General features: G+C 71.5%; 17 protein-coding genes. 11 read left to right on the top strand and 6 right to left on the bottom strand.

What is annotated here, in order from left to right:
• Positions 1–7 precede the first annotated feature (7 nt).
• Positions 8–958 (bottom strand): hypothetical protein, encoded by a 951-nt coding sequence (locus tag ACGFYN_RS08435; RefSeq protein ID WP_393865007.1) that lies wholly within the window; start codon positions 956–958, stop codon positions 8–10.
• A 310-nt stretch (positions 959–1268) separates the two neighbouring features.
• Here ACGFYN_RS08435 and ACGFYN_RS08430 point away from each other — a divergent pair, with 310 nt between their 5' ends.
• From ACGFYN_RS08430 to ACGFYN_RS08415, 4 genes are read left to right on the top strand one after another with little or no spacing between them, the layout of a single operon-like run.
• Positions 1269–2162, top strand: coding sequence for a DMT family transporter (locus ACGFYN_RS08430; RefSeq protein WP_393865006.1), 894 nt, complete (start codon positions 1269–1271; stop codon positions 2160–2162).
• A 23-nt stretch (positions 2163–2185) separates the two neighbouring features.
• Complete coding sequence (locus ACGFYN_RS08425) at positions 2186–2704, top strand: NUDIX hydrolase (RefSeq protein ID WP_393865005.1); 519 nt, start codon at positions 2186–2188, stop codon at positions 2702–2704.
• Between the two features lie 10 nt (positions 2705–2714).
• Positions 2715–3107 carry a YidH family protein gene (locus ACGFYN_RS08420; RefSeq protein ID WP_393865004.1) on the top strand — a complete coding sequence of 131 codons (393 nt, stop codon included), beginning with the start codon at positions 2715–2717 and terminating at the stop codon, positions 3105–3107.
• Complete coding sequence (locus tag ACGFYN_RS08415; RefSeq protein WP_393865003.1) at positions 3104–3427, top strand: DUF202 domain-containing protein; 324 nt, start codon at positions 3104–3106, stop codon at positions 3425–3427. Before ACGFYN_RS08420 ends, ACGFYN_RS08415 begins: the two co-directional genes overlap by 4 nt.
• 33 nt (positions 3428–3460) lie before the next feature.
• Here ACGFYN_RS08415 and ACGFYN_RS08410 read toward each other — a convergent pair whose 3' ends face one another.
• The gene (locus ACGFYN_RS08410; protein WP_393865002.1) at positions 3461–4387 is read right to left on the bottom strand and encodes an NADP-dependent oxidoreductase; all 927 of its coding nucleotides are present in this window, start codon (positions 4385–4387) and stop codon (positions 3461–3463) included.
• A gap of 113 nt (positions 4388–4500) precedes the next feature.
• Here ACGFYN_RS08410 and ACGFYN_RS08405 point away from each other — a divergent pair, with 113 nt between their 5' ends.
• From ACGFYN_RS08405 to ACGFYN_RS08395, 3 genes are all read left to right on the top strand, one after another.
• Positions 4501–4797: a hypothetical protein gene (locus tag ACGFYN_RS08405; protein ID WP_393865001.1), complete on the top strand. Its 297-nt coding sequence runs from the start codon at positions 4501–4503 to the stop codon at positions 4795–4797.
• Positions 4798–4987: 190 nt separating this feature from the next.
• A complete protein-coding gene (locus ACGFYN_RS08400) occupies positions 4988–6019 on the top strand; it encodes a phosphotransferase family protein (protein ID WP_393865000.1) in 1032 nt (343 codons plus the stop codon).
• 6 nt (positions 6020–6025) lie between these two features.
• A complete protein-coding gene (locus tag ACGFYN_RS08395; protein WP_393864999.1) occupies positions 6026–7240 on the top strand; it encodes an acyl-CoA dehydrogenase in 1215 nt (404 codons plus the stop codon).
• Positions 7241–7316: 76 nt separating this feature from the next.
• On the opposite strand, the gene ACGFYN_RS08390 is transcribed toward ACGFYN_RS08395, so the two are convergent.
• Genes ACGFYN_RS08390 through ACGFYN_RS08380 form a run of 3 tightly spaced genes read right to left on the bottom strand, consistent with a single transcriptional unit; the run spans position 7317 to position 10393 of the window.
• On the bottom strand, positions 7317–7910 hold the full coding sequence (locus tag ACGFYN_RS08390; RefSeq protein WP_393864998.1) for a TetR/AcrR family transcriptional regulator: 594 nt from the start codon (positions 7908–7910) through the stop codon (positions 7317–7319).
• 45 nt (positions 7911–7955) lie between these two features.
• Positions 7956–9623, bottom strand: a complete 1668-nt coding sequence (locus ACGFYN_RS08385; RefSeq protein WP_393864997.1) for a class I adenylate-forming enzyme family protein — start codon at positions 9621–9623, stop codon at positions 7956–7958.
• The gene (locus ACGFYN_RS08380; protein WP_393864996.1) at positions 9620–10393 is read right to left on the bottom strand and encodes an SDR family oxidoreductase; all 774 of its coding nucleotides are present in this window, start codon (positions 10391–10393) and stop codon (positions 9620–9622) included. The genes ACGFYN_RS08385 and ACGFYN_RS08380 overlap by 4 nt, the downstream gene beginning before the upstream one ends.
• 175 nt (positions 10394–10568) lie before the next feature.
• Here ACGFYN_RS08380 and ACGFYN_RS08375 point away from each other — a divergent pair, with 175 nt between their 5' ends.
• Entirely contained in the window at positions 10569–11813 is a 1245-nt protein-coding gene (locus tag ACGFYN_RS08375; RefSeq protein ID WP_393864995.1) for an exo-beta-N-acetylmuramidase NamZ domain-containing protein, read from the top strand.
• 81 nt (positions 11814–11894) lie between these two features.
• A complete protein-coding gene (locus tag ACGFYN_RS08370) occupies positions 11895–13217 on the top strand; it encodes a serine-threonine protein kinase (protein ID WP_393864994.1) in 1323 nt (440 codons plus the stop codon).
• A 32-nt stretch (positions 13218–13249) separates the two neighbouring features.
• Here ACGFYN_RS08370 and ACGFYN_RS08365 read toward each other — a convergent pair whose 3' ends face one another.
• Positions 13250–16033, bottom strand: coding sequence for a penicillin acylase family protein (locus tag ACGFYN_RS08365; RefSeq protein ID WP_393864993.1), 2784 nt, complete (start codon positions 16031–16033; stop codon positions 13250–13252).
• Positions 16034–16254: 221 nt separating this feature from the next.
• Between ACGFYN_RS08365 and ACGFYN_RS08360 the strand changes: the two genes are divergently transcribed.
• Both ACGFYN_RS08360 and ACGFYN_RS08355 read left to right on the top strand, forming a co-directional pair.
• Positions 16255–16857: a hypothetical protein gene (locus ACGFYN_RS08360; protein WP_393864992.1), complete on the top strand. Its 603-nt coding sequence runs from the start codon at positions 16255–16257 to the stop codon at positions 16855–16857.
• Positions 16858–16953: 96 nt separating this feature from the next.
• Positions 16954–17721, top strand: a complete 768-nt coding sequence (locus tag ACGFYN_RS08355; RefSeq protein WP_393864991.1) for a 3-keto-5-aminohexanoate cleavage protein — start codon at positions 16954–16956, stop codon at positions 17719–17721.
• Positions 17722–17772 lie beyond the last annotated feature (51 nt).

The following is a 17772-nucleotide window of genomic DNA, read 5'->3' as shown; positions in this document are numbered from 1 at the left end:
GGGAGTGTCATGCCGTGCCGAGCGCGGCGGCGCGCGCGGCACGGAAGGCGGAGTGCGGATCGCGGTCCGGGTACGACCACGGGGCGGGGGTGGCGTGCTCGCCGATGCGGTGGAAGAGGGCGGCGGCCTCGGCGCCGCGGCCCTCGCAGAACTTGGCGTGGGCGAGGAAGTTGAGGTCGACCAGGCGGCGCGGGTGGCCCTCGTGCTCCCACTCCAGCCACCAGTCGAAGGCGGCCTTCATCACCTGCCGGGCCCGGCGTCCGCTCCAGTGGCCCGAGGCCGCGGGGTCCGGGGACGCGTGCCCGGCGGTGGCGAGGACGCGGTAGCGCTCGGCGTGCGCGACGACGGGCAGGATGGCGAGCGGGGAATCCGCGGGGGCCTGTTCGGCGGCCCAGTTGGCGAAGTCGTAGACCTCGTGCAGCGGATCGGGGCCGGCGCCGGGGTGCCGCTCGGCGAGGTGGGCGACCATCAGGTGATGGGCGTGGTGGTGGTCGGGGTAGCGACCGCGCACCTGGTCGAAGAGGCGGGCGGTCTCGTCGCCCGTGCCCGTCCCGCGCTCCAGCATGAGCAGGCCGAGCCACGGGGTGGGGTCGGCGGGCACCCGGGACGCGGCCGCCTCGCAGGCCTCGCGGGCGCGCTCCGGCTTCTCCTTGCGGCGCAGGGCGCGCTGCACCAGCGCGAGCGCGAGCAGCAGGGCAGCGTCGGTGGAGTCGGGCTCGGCGAGCAGCCAGTCGCGGGCCCACGCCTGCGCGTAGGGCTCCAGCGCCAGCACGGTGACCCGGTGGCCGCGGCGGTCCCAGTCGTCACCCGTCTGCACGAGCAACGACCGGGCGGCCTGCCACCGGCCCTGCGCGAGCGCGGCGCGGGCCGCGTGCAGCCCGGCGTCGTCCAGCGCCGCGTCGAGGGCCTGGGCCGCGCGCTTGCGGCCCCGGCCGAGGGGTGGCGGGGGTGGAGACACCGCGGGAACGTCCTCACGCGACGCTGCTCGTCGCCTGATATCGATGTGCCGTCGACTGGTCACGCACAGCAAACCCGCAGCCATTGGTTCACGTCAAGGGACGAACGGGTGTTACACGCGTCAACTCCCGTGACAGGAGGGGTACTTAGAACCGGACGGCCCACCGACGTTCCGAATATCCGTTTCACGCATGTGGCGTACGCCATGGCGGGCACAGGTAGGGGCGCCTCACCATGACGGGACGCCGAGGGGACGCTACAGTCACCCAAACGCACCCCGAGACCCCCCGCCCAACGATCGAGGTACGCGCGTGTCCGTTCTGGTTCTCGTACTCGCCGTGAGCGCGGCCTGCTGCCTCGGCTTCGGATTCGTGCTCCAGCAGAACGCGGCCCAGCGGGCGCCGCTCAGCGACTTCCTCTCGCTGCGGCTGCTCTTCGACCTGATGCAGGTGCCCCGCTGGCTGGGCGGCATAGCCTTCATGGTGGCCGGCATGGTCCTCGGCGCGATCGCGCTGAGCCAGGGCGAGATCTCCCTGGTCGAGCCCCTCCTGGCCACCAACCTCCTGTTCGCGCTGGGGCTGTCCCGGCTGCAGACCAGGCAGTCACTCGGCCGCCAGGGCTGGACGGGACTGGCCCTGCTCGCGGGCGGCGTGACCGCCTTCATCGTCGCGGGCCGGCCGCGCGGCGGCACAGCGGTCACCGACCCCTTCCGGCACTGGCTGATCATCGGCGCCATGGTCGGCCTCGCCCTCCTGCTGACGACCTTCGCCAAGCGCTCGCGCCTCAGCGCGGGCCCGGTCCTCCTCGCCCTCGCCGCGGGCCTCCTCTACGGCGTCCAGGACGCCCTCACCCGGGTCAGCGGCCAGCGCTTCTCCGAGGGCGGCCTGACCGACCTGGTCACCACCTGGCAGCCGTACGGCGTCGTCGTCATCGGCGTCACCGGCCTGATCCTGGTCCAGAGCGCCTTCGAGACCGCGCCCCTGCGCATGTCGCTGCCCGCCCTGACCGCCGCCCAGCCGCTGGCCGGCATCGCCTGCGGGGTCGGCTTCCTCGGCGACCGGCTGCGCACCGACGCGGGCGCGCTCGCCTGGGAGGCGGCCGGTCTCGCGGCGATCGTCGGCGGCATCGTCCTGCTCGGCCTGCACCCGTGCATGCCCAGCGGCGCGGTCCGCCAGGAGCGGGCCAGGGACCTCCAGCCGAACTGACGCCGTCCTGCTTGGATGGCCGTATGACGAGCCCCGCAGACGAGATCCTCGACATCGTCGACGAGCACGACCAGGTCGTCGGGCAGTCCCCGCGCGGCGAGGCCTACGCCCGGGGCCTGCGCCACCGCTGTGTCTTCATCGAGGCCAGGGACGCGCAGGGCCGCCTCTTCGTCCACCGCCGCACCCCGACCAAGCTGGTCTTCCCCTCCCGCTACGACATGTTCGTCGGCGGCGTGGTCGGCGCGGGCGAGTCCTACGACGACGCGGCGCTGCGCGAGGCCGAGGAGGAACTCGGCGTCTGTGGCCTCCCGAGCCCCCGCTTCCGCTTCAAGTTCCTCTACGACGACGGCGCCGGCCACAGCTGGTGGTCGGCGGTGTACGAGGTGCGCTGCGAGCTGCCGGTCAGCCCGCAGGTGGAGGAGGTGGCCTGGCACGACTTCCTGCCGGAGGCGGAGGTGGAGCGGCGGCTGGCGCAGTGGGACTGGGTGCCGGACGGGCTGGCGGCGTACCGGCGGCTGAAGGCGTTCCGGTCCGCCGGATAAAGTCCTTCGCGTGATCGCATTCGTACGGAACGTCCGCCTGTGGTTCGCGCCCGAGGACGTGCGCGAGGAGGGCAGTACGCCCGACTACCGCTTCTCGCTGGCGAACGAGCGCACCTTCCTGGCCTGGCTGCGCACCGCGCTCGCCCTGATCGGCGGCGGCTTCGCGGTGGACCAGTTCCTGCCGGACCTGCGCTGGGCCTGGCGCGCCGGGCTGGCGCTGGCGCTGCTCGGCGCGGGCGCGCTGTGCTCCCTGCGGGCGGTCAACCACTGGATGCGCTGCGAGCGCGCGATGCGCCGCGGGGAGGACCTGCCGGTCTCCCGGTTCCCGGCACTGCTGAGCGTCGTCGTCGCGGTGGTGGCCGTCGCGATGGTCGTCGTGGTGCTCGTCGGGTGGGAGGGATGAGCGCCGGCGCGGTCCCCGAGCGCGACCCCGGCCTCCAGCCGGAGCGCACCCGCCTGGCCTGGCGGCGTACGACCCTGGCGAGCACCGTCGCCGCCGTACTCGCCACGAAGACCGCCCTGCACGGCGGCGTCTCCGCGGCGGGGGTCGTCGCCTGCGCCCTGATCTGCGCCCTCTGGGTCGGCTTCCTGCTGGTCGCCCACCGCCGCATCCGCGCCCTGGCCGCCACCGGCAGCCCCGGGGCCCTCACCCCACGGCACGCGACGGCCGCCATCGTGTGCACGGTGGCGATGGCGGTGTGCGGGGCGGCGCTCGTTCTCTAGCGGGCCGGCACCTCCCGTGCTCGGGCGGCCCGGTCAGGGGACCGTCACCACGATCTTGCCGCGTGTGCGGCCCTCCTGGCTGAGCCGGTGCGCCTCCGCCGCCCGCTCCAGCGGGAACGTCTGCGACACGTGGACCGTCAGCGCGCCCTGTTCCACGAGTTCGGTCAGGTGCAGCAGGTCCTGGGCGTCCGGGCGGACCCAGCAGTACAGGCCGCCGTAGCCGGTGACGCCGCCGTCGGCGATCGACGCCAGGCGGCCCTCCGGGGCGAGCAGGTTGGCCGAGACCTTCAGGGCGTCGCCGCCGACCGTGTCGAAGACGGCGTGCACACCCTCGGGGGCCAGCCCGCGCACCCGCTCGGCCAGCCCGTCGCCGTACGCCACCGGCTCGCAGCCGAGCCCGCGCAGGAAGTCGTGGTTGCGCTCGCTCGCCGTGCCGATCGGCCGGCCGCCCAGATGCCGCACCAGCTGGACGGCGACGGAGCCGACGCCGCCCGCGGCCGCGTGCACCAGCACGGTCTCGCCCCGCCTGACCTGGAGCGCCTTGACGAGCACCTGGTAGGCGGTGAGTCCCGCCAGCGGCAGCCCGGCGGCCTCCTCGAAGGAGAGGTTGCGCGGCTTGCGGGCCAGGGTGCGCACGGGGGCGGCGACGTACTCGGCGAAAGTGCCACGCCCGAGGAAGTCTTCGCGCACATAGCCGATGACCTCCTCCCCGGCGGTGAACTCCCGCACGGAGACGCCCGGTTGCACGACGACACCGGACACGTCCCAGCCGGGGACCACCGGGAAGACGGCGTCGACCATCGTGTCGAGATACCCCTCGCGGCACTTCCAGTCGACGGGGTTGACGGCGGCCGCACGGACCTCGACCAGCACCGCGTCGGGGCCGATCTTCGGATCGCGCACCTCGCCGTACTCGAGCACGTCGGGTCCGCCGTACCGGCTGTAACTGATGCCCTTCATGCCACCGACCCTCCGGGGTCCCCCGGCGCCACGCAACCGGGATGCCTTGATATGCGGCGAATGCGTGGCAGCCTGTCCGTCGTCATCACCCCGTACCCCTGAAGGTGAGCACGATGACCACCCTTCATCAGGAACACGCCTCCCACGCACACGACCACGGTCCGGGCTGCGGCCACACGGAGGTGCCGCACGGCGACCACGTCGACTACGCGCACGGCGGCCATCTGCACCGGGAGCACGGCGGCCACTGGGACGAGTGCGAGGCCGACGGGCACGCCCCGCACGAGGGCCACGACCACCGCCACGGCGACGGCTGCGGGCACGAGAGCGTCCTGCACGGCGACCACGTCGACTACCTCCACGACGGCCACCGGCACGCCGCGCACGACGGCCACTGGGACGACCACTGACGCCGGACGAAGATCACTGACGGCCGCCGGCGCCCGGCCTGGACCGGCCCCTGACAGCTCCCCGCGGCGCCGCGCGGGGGGCTGTCGGCCTATCGTGGCTCGGATCACGTTCGGCTCCCGCACTGGACGGCATACCGACCGGTCGGCATCATTGGTCGGGACACGTTCACGCGCCCGCGAAGGAGCACCGATGAGCCCCGACCACCCGCCAGGTCTCGATCTCGACCGGCTGCGCGGCCTGCTCGACCAGGAGCGGCCCGGTCTGGTGCACGGCCCCCTGACCGGCCGGCTGATCGAGGGCGGTCGGTCGAACCTCACGTACTCGGTCTCGGACGGCACCTCCCGATGGGTCGTACGGCGGCCCCCGCTCGGCCATGTGCTGGCCACCGCGCACGACATGAAGCGCGAGCACCGCGTGATCAGCGCGCTGCACCCGACGAACGTCCCGGTGCCGCGTCCGATCCTGCTGTGCGAGAACCCCGACAACGAGGCGGCGCCGGGGTCCCCCTTCTACGTCATGGAGTTCGTGGAGGGCACCCCGTACCGCACCGCCGACCAGCTCGCCCCGCTCGGCCCCGAGCGCACCCGGGACGCCGTGCTGTCCCTGGTGGACACCCTGGTCGAGCTGCACGCGGTGGACCCCGCCGAGGTGGGCCTCGCGGACTTCGGCCGCCCCGAGGGCTTCCTGGACCGGCAGCTGCGCCGCTGGGGCAAGCAGCTCGACGCCTCCCGCAACCGCGACCTGGCCGGCATCGACGAGCTGCACGCGACGCTCGGCCGGCACCTCCCCCGGTCCCCGGCGCCGGCCGTGGTGCACGGCGACTACCGGCTCGACAACGTCCTGATCGGTGAGGACGACCGGATCAAGGCGATCCTCGACTGGGAGATGTCCACGCTCGGCGACCCGCTCACCGACCTCGGCCTGCTGGTGATGTACAGCAAGCCCCTCGGGATGCCCAAGTCCCCCGTCTCCACCACGGCCGAGGCCCCCGGGCACCCGGACCCGGCCGAGCTGATCGAGCGGTACGCCGCGCGCTCGGGGCGGGACGTCTCCGCGGTCTCCTGGTACACGGCGTTCGCCTGGTTCAAGCTCGCCGTGATCCTCGAGGGCATCCACTACCGCTACACCCTGGGCCAGACGGTCGGCCGCGGCTTCGACCGCATCGGTGACCTGGTGCCCGTTTTCATCGAGCACGGCCTGACCACTCTTCAGGAAGGCTGATCAGTCATGGACTTCGCGTTCGACGCGCGCACCGAGGAACTGCGCGCCAAACTCCTCGCCTTCATGGACGAGTACGTCTACCCGGCCGAGGCGGTGGCCGAGGAGCAGCGGGCCGCCCTGGCGTCCCCGTGGGACACCCCGGCCGTGGTGGAGGAGCTCAAGGCGGAGGCCCGCAGGCAGGGTCTGTGGAACCTCTTCCTCCCCGACGCCGAGCACGGCGCCGGGCTGACCAACCTCCAGTACGCGCCGCTCGCCGAGATCACCGGCCGCAGCCCGCAGTTGGCGCCCACGGCCACCAACTGCGCGGCGCCCGACACCGGCAACATGGAGGTGCTCGCGCAGTTCGGCGACGAGCGGCAGAAGAAGCAGTGGCTGGAGCCGCTGCTCGCCGGTGAGATCCGCTCGGCGTTCGCGATGACCGAGCCGGAGGTGGCGTCGTCCGACGCCACCAACATCACCACGCACATCGAGCGCGACGGCGACGACTACGTCATCACCGGCCGCAAGTGGTACATCTCCGGGGCGATGAACCCGGACTGCAAGATCTTCATCGTGATGGGCAAGACGGACCCGGACGGCGCGGACATCCGCCGCCAGCAGTCCATGGTGCTGGTCCCGCGGGACACCCCGGGTGTCACGGTCAAGCGCGCCATGCAGGTGTTCGGTTACGAGGACCACTCCCACGGCGGCCACGCCGAGGTGATCTTCGACCACGCGCGCGTGCCCGTCTCCAACCTGATCGGCGAGGAGGGCGGCGGCTTCGCCATCGCCCAGGCCCGCCTCGGTCCCGGCCGTATCCACCACTGCATGCGGCTGATCGGCATGGCGGAGCGGGCCATCGAGCTGATGTGCCGCCGGGCCGTCTCGCGCAACGCCTTCGGCAAGGCGCTCGCCCAGCAGGGCGTGGTGCAGAACTGGATCGCGGACGCGCGCGTGGCGGTCGAGCAGCTGCGCCTGCTGGTGCTGAAGACGGCCTGGATGATGGACACCGTGGGCAACAGGGGCGCCCACACCGAGATCCAGGCCATCAAGATCGCCACGCCCCGCACGGTCGTCGGCATCCTCGACCGCGCGATCCAGCTGCACGGCGCGGGCGGCGTCAGCCAGGACTTCCCCCTTGCCGAGCTGTACGCCGGCGCCCGCACCCTGATGCTGGCCGACGGCCCGGACGAGGTGCACCAGCGGTCGCTGGCCCGGCGGGAGTTGAAGAAGTACCTGTAGGACCAAGAAGTAAGGGGCGGTCGCCGTGGCGACCGCCCCTTACGCATGCACTTCCTACGGGTTGCTCACGCACTGCCTACGGGCGCAGCGCCCGCAGCAGCAGGTCCGCCAGGTGGTCGGCGACCTCCTGCGGGCCCATCGGGCCGTCCGGGCGGTACCAGGTGGACAGGTGGTGGACGGAGCCGAAGTGGTAGTCCACCACCAGGTCGGCCGGGGTCGCCTTGGAGAAGACGCCCGACTGCTGGCCCTCCTCCACCAGCGCACGGAAGCGCTCGTGGTAGCGCCGGCGCTCCGCGCGCACCTGCTTGTTCTTCTCCGGGCTCAGATGGTGCATGGAGCGGAAGAAGATCATCGCGTCGTCGAGGTTCTCGATGGTGGTGACGACGACGTCGGCCGCCGCGCCCCGCAGCCGCTTCTCGATCGGCTCGTCCGCGTCCGCGAACGCGTCGAGTCGCTCCTGCTGCACGCGCAGCACGCGCGCGTACACCTCGTGCAGGAGGTCGTCCTTGGAGCCGAAGTAGTGGTACAGCGCCCCCTTGGTGACGCCGGCCGCCTCGACGATCTCCTGCACGGAGGTGCGGTCGTAGCCCTGCTCCGCGAAGAGCCGGGTGGCGGCGGCCAGCAGCCGCTGCGGGACGGGCGTGCCGTCACCGTCCGTCGTTCTGGGCACTGTGCCGCCACCTGCCTTCCGGGCGTTCTGCCGTTCTGGACGTACTTATTCGCTGTGCTGCGGGCGGGAGCGGAGCTCCCGACGGAGGATCTTCCCACTGGCCGTCTTCGGCAAGTCGGGCAGGATCTCCACCTGCCGCGGGTATTTGTAGGCAGCCAGTCTCTCCTTGCAGTACATCGCGAGTTCACCGGGGTCCGTATCCGTTCCCGGCCGGAGGCTGATGTACGCCTTGACGGTCTCGCCGCGGTAGCCGTCGGGCACCCCGACGACGGCCGCCTCGCGCACCGCCGGGTGCGTGTACAGCACGTCCTCGACCTCGCGCGGCCACACCTTGAAGCCGGACGCGTTGATCATGTCCTTCTTGCGGTCGACGACGTACAGCCAGCCCTGCTCGTCCATGAACCCGATGTCGCCGGTGCGCAGCTCGCCGCCCGGGAACGTCTCGGCCGTCGCCTCCGGCCGCCGCCAGTAGCCGGGCACGACCTGCGGCCCGCGCACGACGATCTCGCCCTGCTCCCCGAAGGGCAGCTCCTGTCCCTGGTCGTCGACGATCCGCACGACCGTCTCGGGCCCCGGCACGCCCACCGCCAGCGTCCCGGAGGCCGGGTCGACGGGGGCCTCCAGGCCGGGCGGGACGGAGGCGCAGGGCGCGGTGCACTCGGTCAGGCCGTAGCCGTTGCGGATGTAGGGCCCGAAGCCCGCGCGGAACTTCTCCACCAGGGCCGGCGGGAGCGGCGCGCCACCGCTGGAGATGATGACGAAGGAGGAGAAGTGGTCCGGGAGTACGTCCGGGTGCGCGGCCAGCGCCATGAACGCGGTGGACGGGCCCACCGTGTAGTGCGGGCGGTGCTCGGCGAACGCCTCCAGCACGACACCCGGTTCGAAGCGGTACGTCAGCACGAGCGTCCCCGCGCTGTTCAGGCACGCCCCTAGCTGGCACACCATCCCTGTGATGTGGAACAGCGGCGCCAGCGCGTAGTACACGGGCGCATCCGGCAGACCGAGCCCGGTGCGCTGCCGCTCGGCGTTGTACATGATGTTGCGGTGCGTGTTGGTGGCGCCCTTGGGGGTGCCGCTGGTGCCCGAGGTGTAGCTGATCAGCGCGATGTCGGAGGGGCCGGGCGCACGGCCCTCGGGCGCCTCGTAGCCGGCCCGGGCCACGGTGGTCAGGTCCGCGGCGTCCGCGGCCTGCGGCTGCCGCTCGAAGGTGAGCACGCGCGCGTCACCGCGCGTCTGGAAGTCCAGCTCGCACCCGGTCAGCACGATCCGCACCGGCGAGTCCGCGGCGGTCTCGCGCAGATAGGTCTCCCAGGCGCGGTCCGAGCAGATCAGCGCCGCCACCTCGCCGTCCCGCAGGACGTGTGCCACCTCCCCCGACTTGTACATGGGGTTGACGGGCACGACGGTGGCGCCGGCCTTCCACGCGCCCAGCAGGGCGAGCACGAACTGCGGGGAGTTCTGCAGCAGGATCGCCACCCGGTCGCCGCGCTCCAGGCCGCGGGCGGCGAGGTGCCCGGCGACCGAGTCGCTCAGCTCGTCGACCTCGCGGTAGCTCAGCCGCCCGTCGAAGTAGGCGAGGAAGTCCCGCTCGGGGGCCTCGGCGGCGACCCGCCGCAGGGAGTGCACCAGGGAGCGGTCGGGTCGGATCGGCGCACGCTGCGCGTCGCTCAGCAGGGCCACCCAGGGTTTGGCCTCGTATCGGGAGCCGGTCACCGAACCTCCTCCCACTTCTGCTGCAGGTGGTTCATGCCGGCCAGCCAGCGGTCCGGCTCGGCGGCCCTGGCCTGGTAGTACGCGGCGACCTCGGGGTGCGGCAGGATCAGGAACCGGTCCTCGTCGATGCCCTTGAACAGGGCGTCCGCGACGTCCGACGGCTCGACCGCGGTCGGCCTGAGCACCAGGTCACCCGCGGCACCGGTGGCGGCCAGCATGTCGGTACGGACGCCCTGCGGGCAGATCGCGTGCACGCTGATCCCGCGGTGGCGGTAGGTCAGCGACAGCCACTCGGCGAAGGCGTAGGCCCCGTGCTTGGTGACGCTGTAGGACGGCGCGCCGATCATCGTCAGCAGCCCTGCGGCGGAGACGGTGGAGACGAAGCGCCCGCTCCCGCGCTCCAGCCAGGCCGGCAGCAGCTGGTCCGCGGCACGGACGTGCGCCATCACATTGACGTCCCAGGAGGTCGCCCAGGACTTCTCGTCGGCGGACAGCCCCTGGGCCCCGTCGTCGAAGGCGACACCGGCGTTGGCGCAGTACACGTCGACGGTGCCGCCGAGCGCGTCCCGCGCCTCGGCCACGATCTCGGATGCGTCGCCGGGCACCGCGATGCCCCCGATCTCGTCGGCGACGGCCCCGGCCCGTGCCCTGTCGAGATCGTTCACGACGACCCGGGCCCCCTCGGCGGCGAACCGCCGCGCGATCGCGGCTCCGATCCCACCCCCGGCCCCCGTGACGACGACACCAGCACCTCGAACGGCTTCCACCATCGGTCTCCTTCGACAAGGCTCGGCTCCAGCACCCCCGCGAGGGCCAGACTAACCGGTCGGTATGTATCAAGAAAGGGGGTGCCGGGAAGGTGTTCGGGGGCGCGGGGAACGGCGCGGCAGGCCACGGCGGACCGGCACCTTCCCCACGACCGGCGGGAGCAATACCTTGCACCCCATGCGCCTATCCAGACGAGCTCTTCTCGCAGCGACAACGGCGGCAGCATCCTTCACCGCGGCACCCCCGGCCACCGCCGCCGGCCGCGACCGCCGCAAACCACTGCGCACCGGCTTCGAAAACCTCGAGGCGAGCGCCTACGCGCCCTTGCGGGGCCAGCGCGTGGGCATCGTCACCAACCCCACCGGCGTGACCCGCGACGTCCGCCACATCGTCGACGTCATGCACGCGGACCCCCACGTCGAGCTGACGGCGGTCTTCGGCCCCGAACACGGCTTCCGCGGCACCGCCCAGGCCGGCGGCTCCGAGGGCCGCTACGACGACCCCGCCACCGGTCTGCCCGTCTACGACACATACCTCAAGAGCGGTCAGCCCCTCGCCGACGTCTTCACCACCGCGGGCGTCGACACGATCGTCTTCGACATCCAGGACGCCGGTGCCCGCTTCTACACGTACATCTGGACGCTGTACGACTGCATGGAGGCGGCCCAGCTGGCGGGCAGGCGCTTCGTCGTGCTGGACCGGCCCAACCCGGTGACCGGTCGGGCGGCCCAAGGCCCGGTGCTGCACAAGGAGTTCGCGACCTTCGTGGGCAGGCAGCCGATCTCCCAGGCGCACGGCATGACCGTGTGCGAGCTGGCCCGGCTGTTCAACGGGGAGTTCCTGAGCGCGCCCGTCCCGCTGGAGAACGTCCTGATGACGGGCTGGAAGCGCGCGGAGTTCTACGACGCCTCCGCCCTCCCCTGGGTGCCGCCGAGCCCCAACATGCCCACTCCCGACACGGCGTTGGTCTACTCGGGCACGTGCATGTTCGAGGGCACCAACCTGTCGGAGGGGCGCGGCACGACCCGGCCCTTCGAACTCCTCGGAGCGGACGGCATCGACGGCCGCTGGGCCGCCGCCGCCAACGAACTCCACCTCCCCGGCGTGCACTTCAGGGAGGCGTACTTCGCGCCGACGTTCTCCAAGTTCCAGGGCAAGACGGTCGGCGGGGTGCAGATCCACGTGGACGACCGGGCGGCGTACGACCCCGTGCGCACCGGCATCGCGCTGCTGGTGACCGCCAAGCAGGTGTGGAGCGACTTCGCCTGGCGGCCCGACAACTGGATCGACAAACTGACGGGCTCCACCCACGTGCGTACCGCGATCGACGCGGGCGCGAGCACGGACGAGGTGGTGGCGGGCTGGCAGGAGGAACTGACCGCCTTCCGCCGCATTCGAAAGGAATACCTCCTCTACAAGTGAGTCGTGACGTATGGCCAACCTCGCCCGCCGGCAGGACGATGCGCCCACCGCGCATCGCTACGGGGGTCGAGGGGGCCTGTCATGGCACAGCCGCAGATGAGTGTGACTCCCTACTGGGAGCTGACCTTCGACGCCGACGGGGACGCCGACGGCCGGGAGCGGGACACGCTGCTCGGCGAGGTCGCCCGCCGCGGCGTCCGTGACCTGATCGTCTTCGCGCACGGCTGGAACAACGACCGTGCGGGCGCGACCGCGCTGTACCGGCGGTTCTTCGAGCCGATTCCGGGACTCGTGCCGAACGCGAAGATCGGCTACGTGGGCGTGATCTGGCCGTCGATGCGCTTCAGCGACGAGCCGATCCCCAACTTCCCCAAGTCCGTGGTGGCCACGGAGGCGGAGGCCGTGCCGGGATCCGCCCTCGACAAGGACACCCGGCACGCGCTGCTGGAGACCTTCCCCGGCCGGGCCACCCTGGTCGACCAGATCGCGCGGATGCTGGACCAGCGGCCGGAGAACGAGATCGAGGAGTTCGGGCGGCTGGTGCGGCTGCTGGTGGAGGTCGTACCGGGCGGTCCGCAGCCCCTGTTCGCTGCGGACACGCTCGCCGAGGGCGTGCCGCAGAGCGATCCGGTGCTGTTCACCGGGGACGCGGCGACGCTCTGCGACGAGTTCGCCCAGGCGCTGACGGCGTTGCGATCCGGCGGTGACACCGCTCAGTTCGGCCTGCCGAACCCCTGGGACGGGGCCAAGGAACTGCTGCGGCAGGCGACGTACTACGCGATGAAGCGGCGCGCCGGCACCGTCGGCGAGCGCGGACTCGGGCCCCTGGTAGGGCAGTTGGCCCATGCGGCGTCCTCGGTGCGGGTGCATCTGGTCGGGCACAGCTTCGGCGGCCGGCTGGTGTCGTTCGCGCTGCGCGGCCTGCCGGACGGCGTCCGCACGGTGAAATCCCTGACGCTGCTCCAAGGGGCCTTCTCGCACTACGCGTTCGCGGCCCGGCTGCCGCACGACGCGCACGCGGGCGGCGTGCTCCAGGGGCAGCAGAACCGGGTCGACGGCCCCCTGGTGTGCTGCTTCTCCCACTTCGACTCGGCGCTCGGCACGATCTATCCACTGGCCTCGCGCATGGCGGACGACGCGCAGGGGGTGATCGAGGGCTTCGGCCTCGCGGACCTGCTGGGCGCCCGCTGGGGGGCGATGGGGCACGACGGCGTGCAGGCGGTGACGGGCACGCGCGCGTACAAGCTCGCCGACGCGCTGAAGGCGACGCTTCCGGTCTCGGGCTGCGTCAACGTGGACGCCGCGGCCGTGGTGCGCACGGGCGGGCCGCCCGCCGGCGCGCACAGCGACATCGTGCACCCGGAACTGGCCCGGGTGGTGCTGGCGGCGGGCCGCATCCGCTGACCCGCCGCCGCTCCTGAGTCATCCGCCGTGCGTCACCGGTGCGAGGTGTACTCCACCACCTGCTGGAAGGTGGGCCGGTTCTGCCAGCTGATGGTGTGGTGCTTGATGCCGCCCAGGGTGCGCTGGTTGATCGAGTCGGCGCACCACTGGTCGCCCGCCGAGCACAGGTCGTCGCCGGGGTAGACCTCGGACGCGGACTTGCCGGCCGCCTCCTTCAGCGTGCTGATCAGGGCGTCCCGGCAGTCGCTCAGGCTGCCGCCGCCGCAGTACTTCTCGGCCAGCGGCCCCTTCACCGACTCGCCCAGCACCGCCCGGACGTCCTTGTCGACGTAGCTCCACCAGCCGAACTGGAAGGAGCTGCCGGCGTGCGAGCCGGTGGGCCCGTGCCCGGCCGAGGGTGACTCGTCGATCGGCAGATTGGCGGTGAGCGCGGTGTAGAGGTCGTCGCCGAGACCCGGCTGGAACTCGGCCTTCACCAGCAGTGGCCACCAGGCGTCCAGGATGCGGATCGCGTCGGAGTCGGCGTACTTCCTGGAACCCGCCGACGTCTCCGTGCGCTTGGCGCCCGCGGTGAGCCAGGTCTGGAGCTTGCTCACGGCCGCCGCGGCCGTGGAGTCGGTCACCGTACTGCTGTTGATCACCTTCAGCAGGTCCGGCAGCACGTCCTCGGCGCGCAGATCGGTGAGCGACGCGTCCGCCATGGCCTGCACCAGTTTCGTACGGGTCACCCCGCCGGCCGCGACCAGCTTCTTCACCCGGTCCTCCAGCAGGTTCCCGCGGTGGACCGAGCCGTCGCCCCAGCTCGCGGTCGTGTAATCCATGGCCTGCTTGTTGTTCCAGGAGACGTAGTAGTCCTGGTCGATGGAGTTGGGGTGCTGCGAAGCGGGCGTGTAGGCCGCCGTGTTGGTGGCCGGGTCCCAGTTCTTCCACTCGTAGGCGGCCTGTCCCCACATCGGGAACTCGGTGTCGACGCCGCTCGCGCGCACCGGGTTGTCACCGCTGTTGTAGTACGCGGTGTGCTGGGAGTCGGCGTAGAACCAGTTGAAGGTGTAGTTGATGTGCTGCACCGCGGACTGGAAGGTCTGCGGGCTCTTCACGTAGTCGGGGTCGTTGAGCATCTGGAAGCCGATGATCGAGTCGGCCTCGTGCAGATAGGAGGAGCGCAGGGTGGTGTAGGCGACCTTCTTGCCGCCGACGGTCGCGCGGTAGGAGACGGGTCCGTACTTCGTTCTCCACACCCGCATGGTGTACGACCCCGCGGCCGTGCCGTCGGCCGTGGTCGGCTTCCAGGCGTTCTTCTGCTCGATCTTGTCCATGGCCGTGCAGGTGCCGTGGTACAGGTAGTGGTAGTCGTCCTGGCACAGTTCGACGGCGTAGGTGTCGATGATGTCCTGGCCCGAGGTGGTCGCGGACCACGAGTAGTCCTGGCCGCGGCCGAGTTCGACGTACATGCTCAGACCCGCGAAGGACGCGCCGCGGGCGCTGATGCCCGGGCCCTGGATCTCCTGGAGCATCAGCAGCTGCGGGGCGAAGTAGCCGGTCTGCGGTCCGAAGACGGCGACGGGGTGGCCGCTCGCGGTGTACTTGCCGCTGACGACCAAGGCGTTGGACATGCCGCGTTTCGCGGAGCTGAGGGCGGTCGCGGTCGCCTGCTGGGCGGCCGTGGTGGCGCTCTGGCTCGCCCCGGTGCCGGTGGCGTCGTAGACCAGCGGCTCCGTCGTCACCGAGCCGGCGTCGGGCAGGGCCTCACCCTGGGCGTTCGCGGGCTTGGTGCCGTAGGGGAAGCTCTCACCGTTGTGGACGGTGAGGACGGCCTCGGGGTCGTTGCGCTCGCGGAAGGACTCCCAGACCTTGGTGCCCTCCTCCACTCCGTACTTGGACTGGGCGGCGATCAGCGAGAGGGCGTTGTTGACCTCTCCGCCACCGCCGGAACCGAACAGGGAGCCGATCACCGATGCCAGTGCCACCAGGTCGGTCAGCTTGAAGTGGTCGATCGTGCCGGCGTTGGTGACCGCGTCCTTGTGACCGGTCAGGACGTACTCGCCGGGGAAGTAGCGGCCGGAGTCCGAGGCGTCGATGTAGGAGTTGATGCCCGCGAGATAGGCGTCGGCGTCGGAGAGGGCCTGCTGGCCGCGGGCGCCGTTGTTCGCGACCGCGTTGTCGATCTGGGCCTGCAGGTCGGCCTCGGTGTAGGGGGCGTTGCGGTAGAACTGCTGCTCCAGCCCCTGGTTGGCGGCCGCGCCGCCGGCGAAGGAGGTCAGCTGGCCGCGCCCCACGTGCCGGAACAGGTCCATCAGCCACAGCCGGTCCTCGGCCGCGGCGTACCCGGCCCCGAACTCGGTGCCGTAACGAGTGGTGCCGGTGATGTGCGGCACACCCGTCTTCTTGTCGCGGACGATCGTGACGTCGCCGCGCCCCGCGGGCTTCTCCGAGGAGGCGACCTGGTCGGAAGCGACCCCGAACGACGCGTCGTTGAAGAACGTGTTGATCTTCGTGTCGGTGAGGGTGGAGTACCCCGAGGCCAGGTTCGCATAGGGCCCGAGCTGGTCCTCCGCGTGATCGGGCTGGGTTCCGAAGGCCTGGTTGAGCAGGATCTGGGCGAGCGTCGCGTTGCCGTTCTCACCCGGCGGCACGATGTCGGAGCACTGGCCGCCGCAGTAGTCGTTCGAGGCCGTGGCGGCGGCTGCCGTCGCCTGGGTCAACGGGGACAAAAGACCTGCAATCAGGACGCATATGGATGCGGTCTTCAGGAACCCGGCGAGTCTGCCGGGAGTTCTCAGTCTGAACGGGGTGCTACGAGAGGTGCGTCGTGGCATGGCAGCTCCTACCGACGGGGGTGGGCCGGGACGTTACCGGCGGTATCCCCGGGAGTGAAGATGAACATGCGTCAAGTTTTGGAGTCGTACGACGGGCTTATGGGGGGCATCGGAAATCGGATGGAGCCGATTCGCTTGTCGATACGTCTATTCGGAGACGTCCGTACGACGACGCCGAAGTGACCGAAGTACAGGTGCAGGTGTGACGGAGGTGCAGGGCGATGGCCGGTTTCCGGAGTCTGGCGAGACAGGTCCGCGACCCGCGGTGCGATCTGGCACTGCGGCGCTACTCACTGCGCAAGTGCCTTGAGCGGTTCGCTCCTTACGGGCACAGGGCGACCTGGGACCATTTGTGCTCCCGGGCAGGGTTCGGTCCCGAGGACCGCTCCCCCGACCCGGTGCGGCTCGTGGCCGCACTGGACGAACTGGAGGAAGCGCGCTCGGTCTGGCAGGCCTACGAGGTCGAGTTCGCCGAGCGGCGCAAGAAGGAGAAGCACGACGGACTGCGTCGGCCGGGCACAGTTGACGACTGGCACCGGCTGACCTGGGGCGGTTTCGGTGTCGCCTGGTGCGACGATCCGCGGGTGCATCCGCGGGAACCGCTGGCCGAGGTGCTGCGCCGGCTCATCGCCGCCCTGGAGCGCGAACCGGGGGCCGTCTGCCCGGTGTGCGGCGACGAGCGCCTGATCTGGAAGTACGACCTGGACCACGAACCCTCGGCCGGTCCGGTCTGCACTCACTGCGGAATTCTCGTACCACGGCCCGTGCTCAAGCCCGAGGCCCTGGCTGACGCAAGGCGCGGAAGGCTGCTCGTTTCGGCCTGAGCAAGGCGGGGGTGCGCCGGGGATGCCGCACCCCCTGAAACCCTGACACCCGGTGGCCACCGGGTAGTTGTCGGTGGCGCCTGCGAGGCTTGGGCCATGCTGCAGGTGTGTCTGAACGGACCGCGCGGGTCCGCCGACGGCGCGATGGTGCCGCTGACTCCGCAGGCGATGGCCGAGTCCGCGGCGCGAGCCGTCGCGGCCGGGGCGACGGATCTCCATGTCCATCCCAAGTCGCCGTGCGGCCACGACTCGCTCTCACCCCGGGTGCTCGCGCCCACGCTGGAGGCGATCAAGGCGCGGGTGCCGGTACCGGTCGGTGTCACCACGGGCGCCTGGGCCGAGCCGGACGCGGCAACCCGGCTGATGGGGGTCCCCCCGCGCGAGCGAATTCGAGCGTGGGGGAGGATCCGGAGCTGGACCGGCCTGCCCGGCCTGCCCGACCACGCCTCGGTCAACTGGCATGAGGAGGGCGCCGAGGAGATCGCCGCGGCGCTGATCGAGCTCAGGGTCGGCGTCGAGGCCGGCATCTGCTGGTCCGGGACGGACGGGGCGGCCCGGTTCGCCGTCTCCCCGCTCGGCCCACGAGTACTGCGGGTGCTGGCCGAGGTGACGGACACCTCGGCGGACACGGCCGAGGACACGGCGCGCGTCCTGCTGTCCGGCCTGGGCTCCGCGCACGGCCGCCCGGTGCTGCTGCACGGCGAGGACGGCGGAGCCTGGCCGGTGCTGCGCCTGGCCGGGCGCCTCGGGCTCGCCACCCGCATCGGCCTGGAGGACACCCTGCTGCTGCCGGACGGCCAACGGGCCCGCTCCAACGCACAGTTGGTCACCGCGGCACTGGACCAGTACGGCTCTCGAAGCTAGCACCGGCAAATCCCCTCGCTCCACCCCTTTCCCGTCCGGACAGTTGGGGGC

This window comes from Streptomyces sp. NPDC048419 (assembly GCF_043200415.1).
In the GTDB taxonomy this organism is placed as follows: Bacteria; Actinomycetota; Actinomycetes; order Streptomycetales; family Streptomycetaceae; genus Streptomyces.
Note: the sequence above shows the minus strand (reverse complement) of the source record. Positions and strands in the feature narration are given on the sequence as shown.

Bases quoted from the DNA above. Each gene is read 5' to 3' on its own strand.
- ACGFYN_RS08375 (WP_393864995.1), top strand. From the start codon at position 10,569: ATGCGCCTATCCAGACGAGCTCTTCTCGCAGCGACAACGGCGGCAGCA.
- ACGFYN_RS08425 (WP_393865005.1), top strand. From the start codon at position 2,186: ATGACGAGCCCCGCAGACGAGATCCTCGACATCGTCGACGAGCACGAC.
- ACGFYN_RS08400 (WP_393865000.1), top strand. From the start codon at position 4,988: ATGAGCCCCGACCACCCGCCAGGTCTCGATCTCGACCGGCTGCGCGGC.
- ACGFYN_RS08365 (WP_393864993.1), bottom strand. From the start codon at position 16,033: ATGCCACGACGCACCTCTCGTAGCACCCCGTTCAGACTGAGAACTCCC.
- ACGFYN_RS08395 (WP_393864999.1), top strand. From the start codon at position 6,026: ATGGACTTCGCGTTCGACGCGCGCACCGAGGAACTGCGCGCCAAACTC.
- ACGFYN_RS08370 (WP_393864994.1), top strand. From the start codon at position 11,895: ATGGCACAGCCGCAGATGAGTGTGACTCCCTACTGGGAGCTGACCTTC.
- ACGFYN_RS08380 (WP_393864996.1), bottom strand. From the start codon at position 10,393: ATGGTGGAAGCCGTTCGAGGTGCTGGTGTCGTCGTCACGGGGGCCGGG.
- ACGFYN_RS08360 (WP_393864992.1), top strand. From the start codon at position 16,255: ATGGCCGGTTTCCGGAGTCTGGCGAGACAGGTCCGCGACCCGCGGTGC.
- ACGFYN_RS08405 (WP_393865001.1), top strand. From the start codon at position 4,501: ATGACCACCCTTCATCAGGAACACGCCTCCCACGCACACGACCACGGT.
- ACGFYN_RS08415 (WP_393865003.1), top strand. From the start codon at position 3,104: ATGAGCGCCGGCGCGGTCCCCGAGCGCGACCCCGGCCTCCAGCCGGAG.
- ACGFYN_RS08410 (WP_393865002.1), bottom strand. From the start codon at position 4,387: ATGAAGGGCATCAGTTACAGCCGGTACGGCGGACCCGACGTGCTCGAG.
- ACGFYN_RS08355 (WP_393864991.1), top strand. From the start codon at position 16,954: ATGCTGCAGGTGTGTCTGAACGGACCGCGCGGGTCCGCCGACGGCGCG.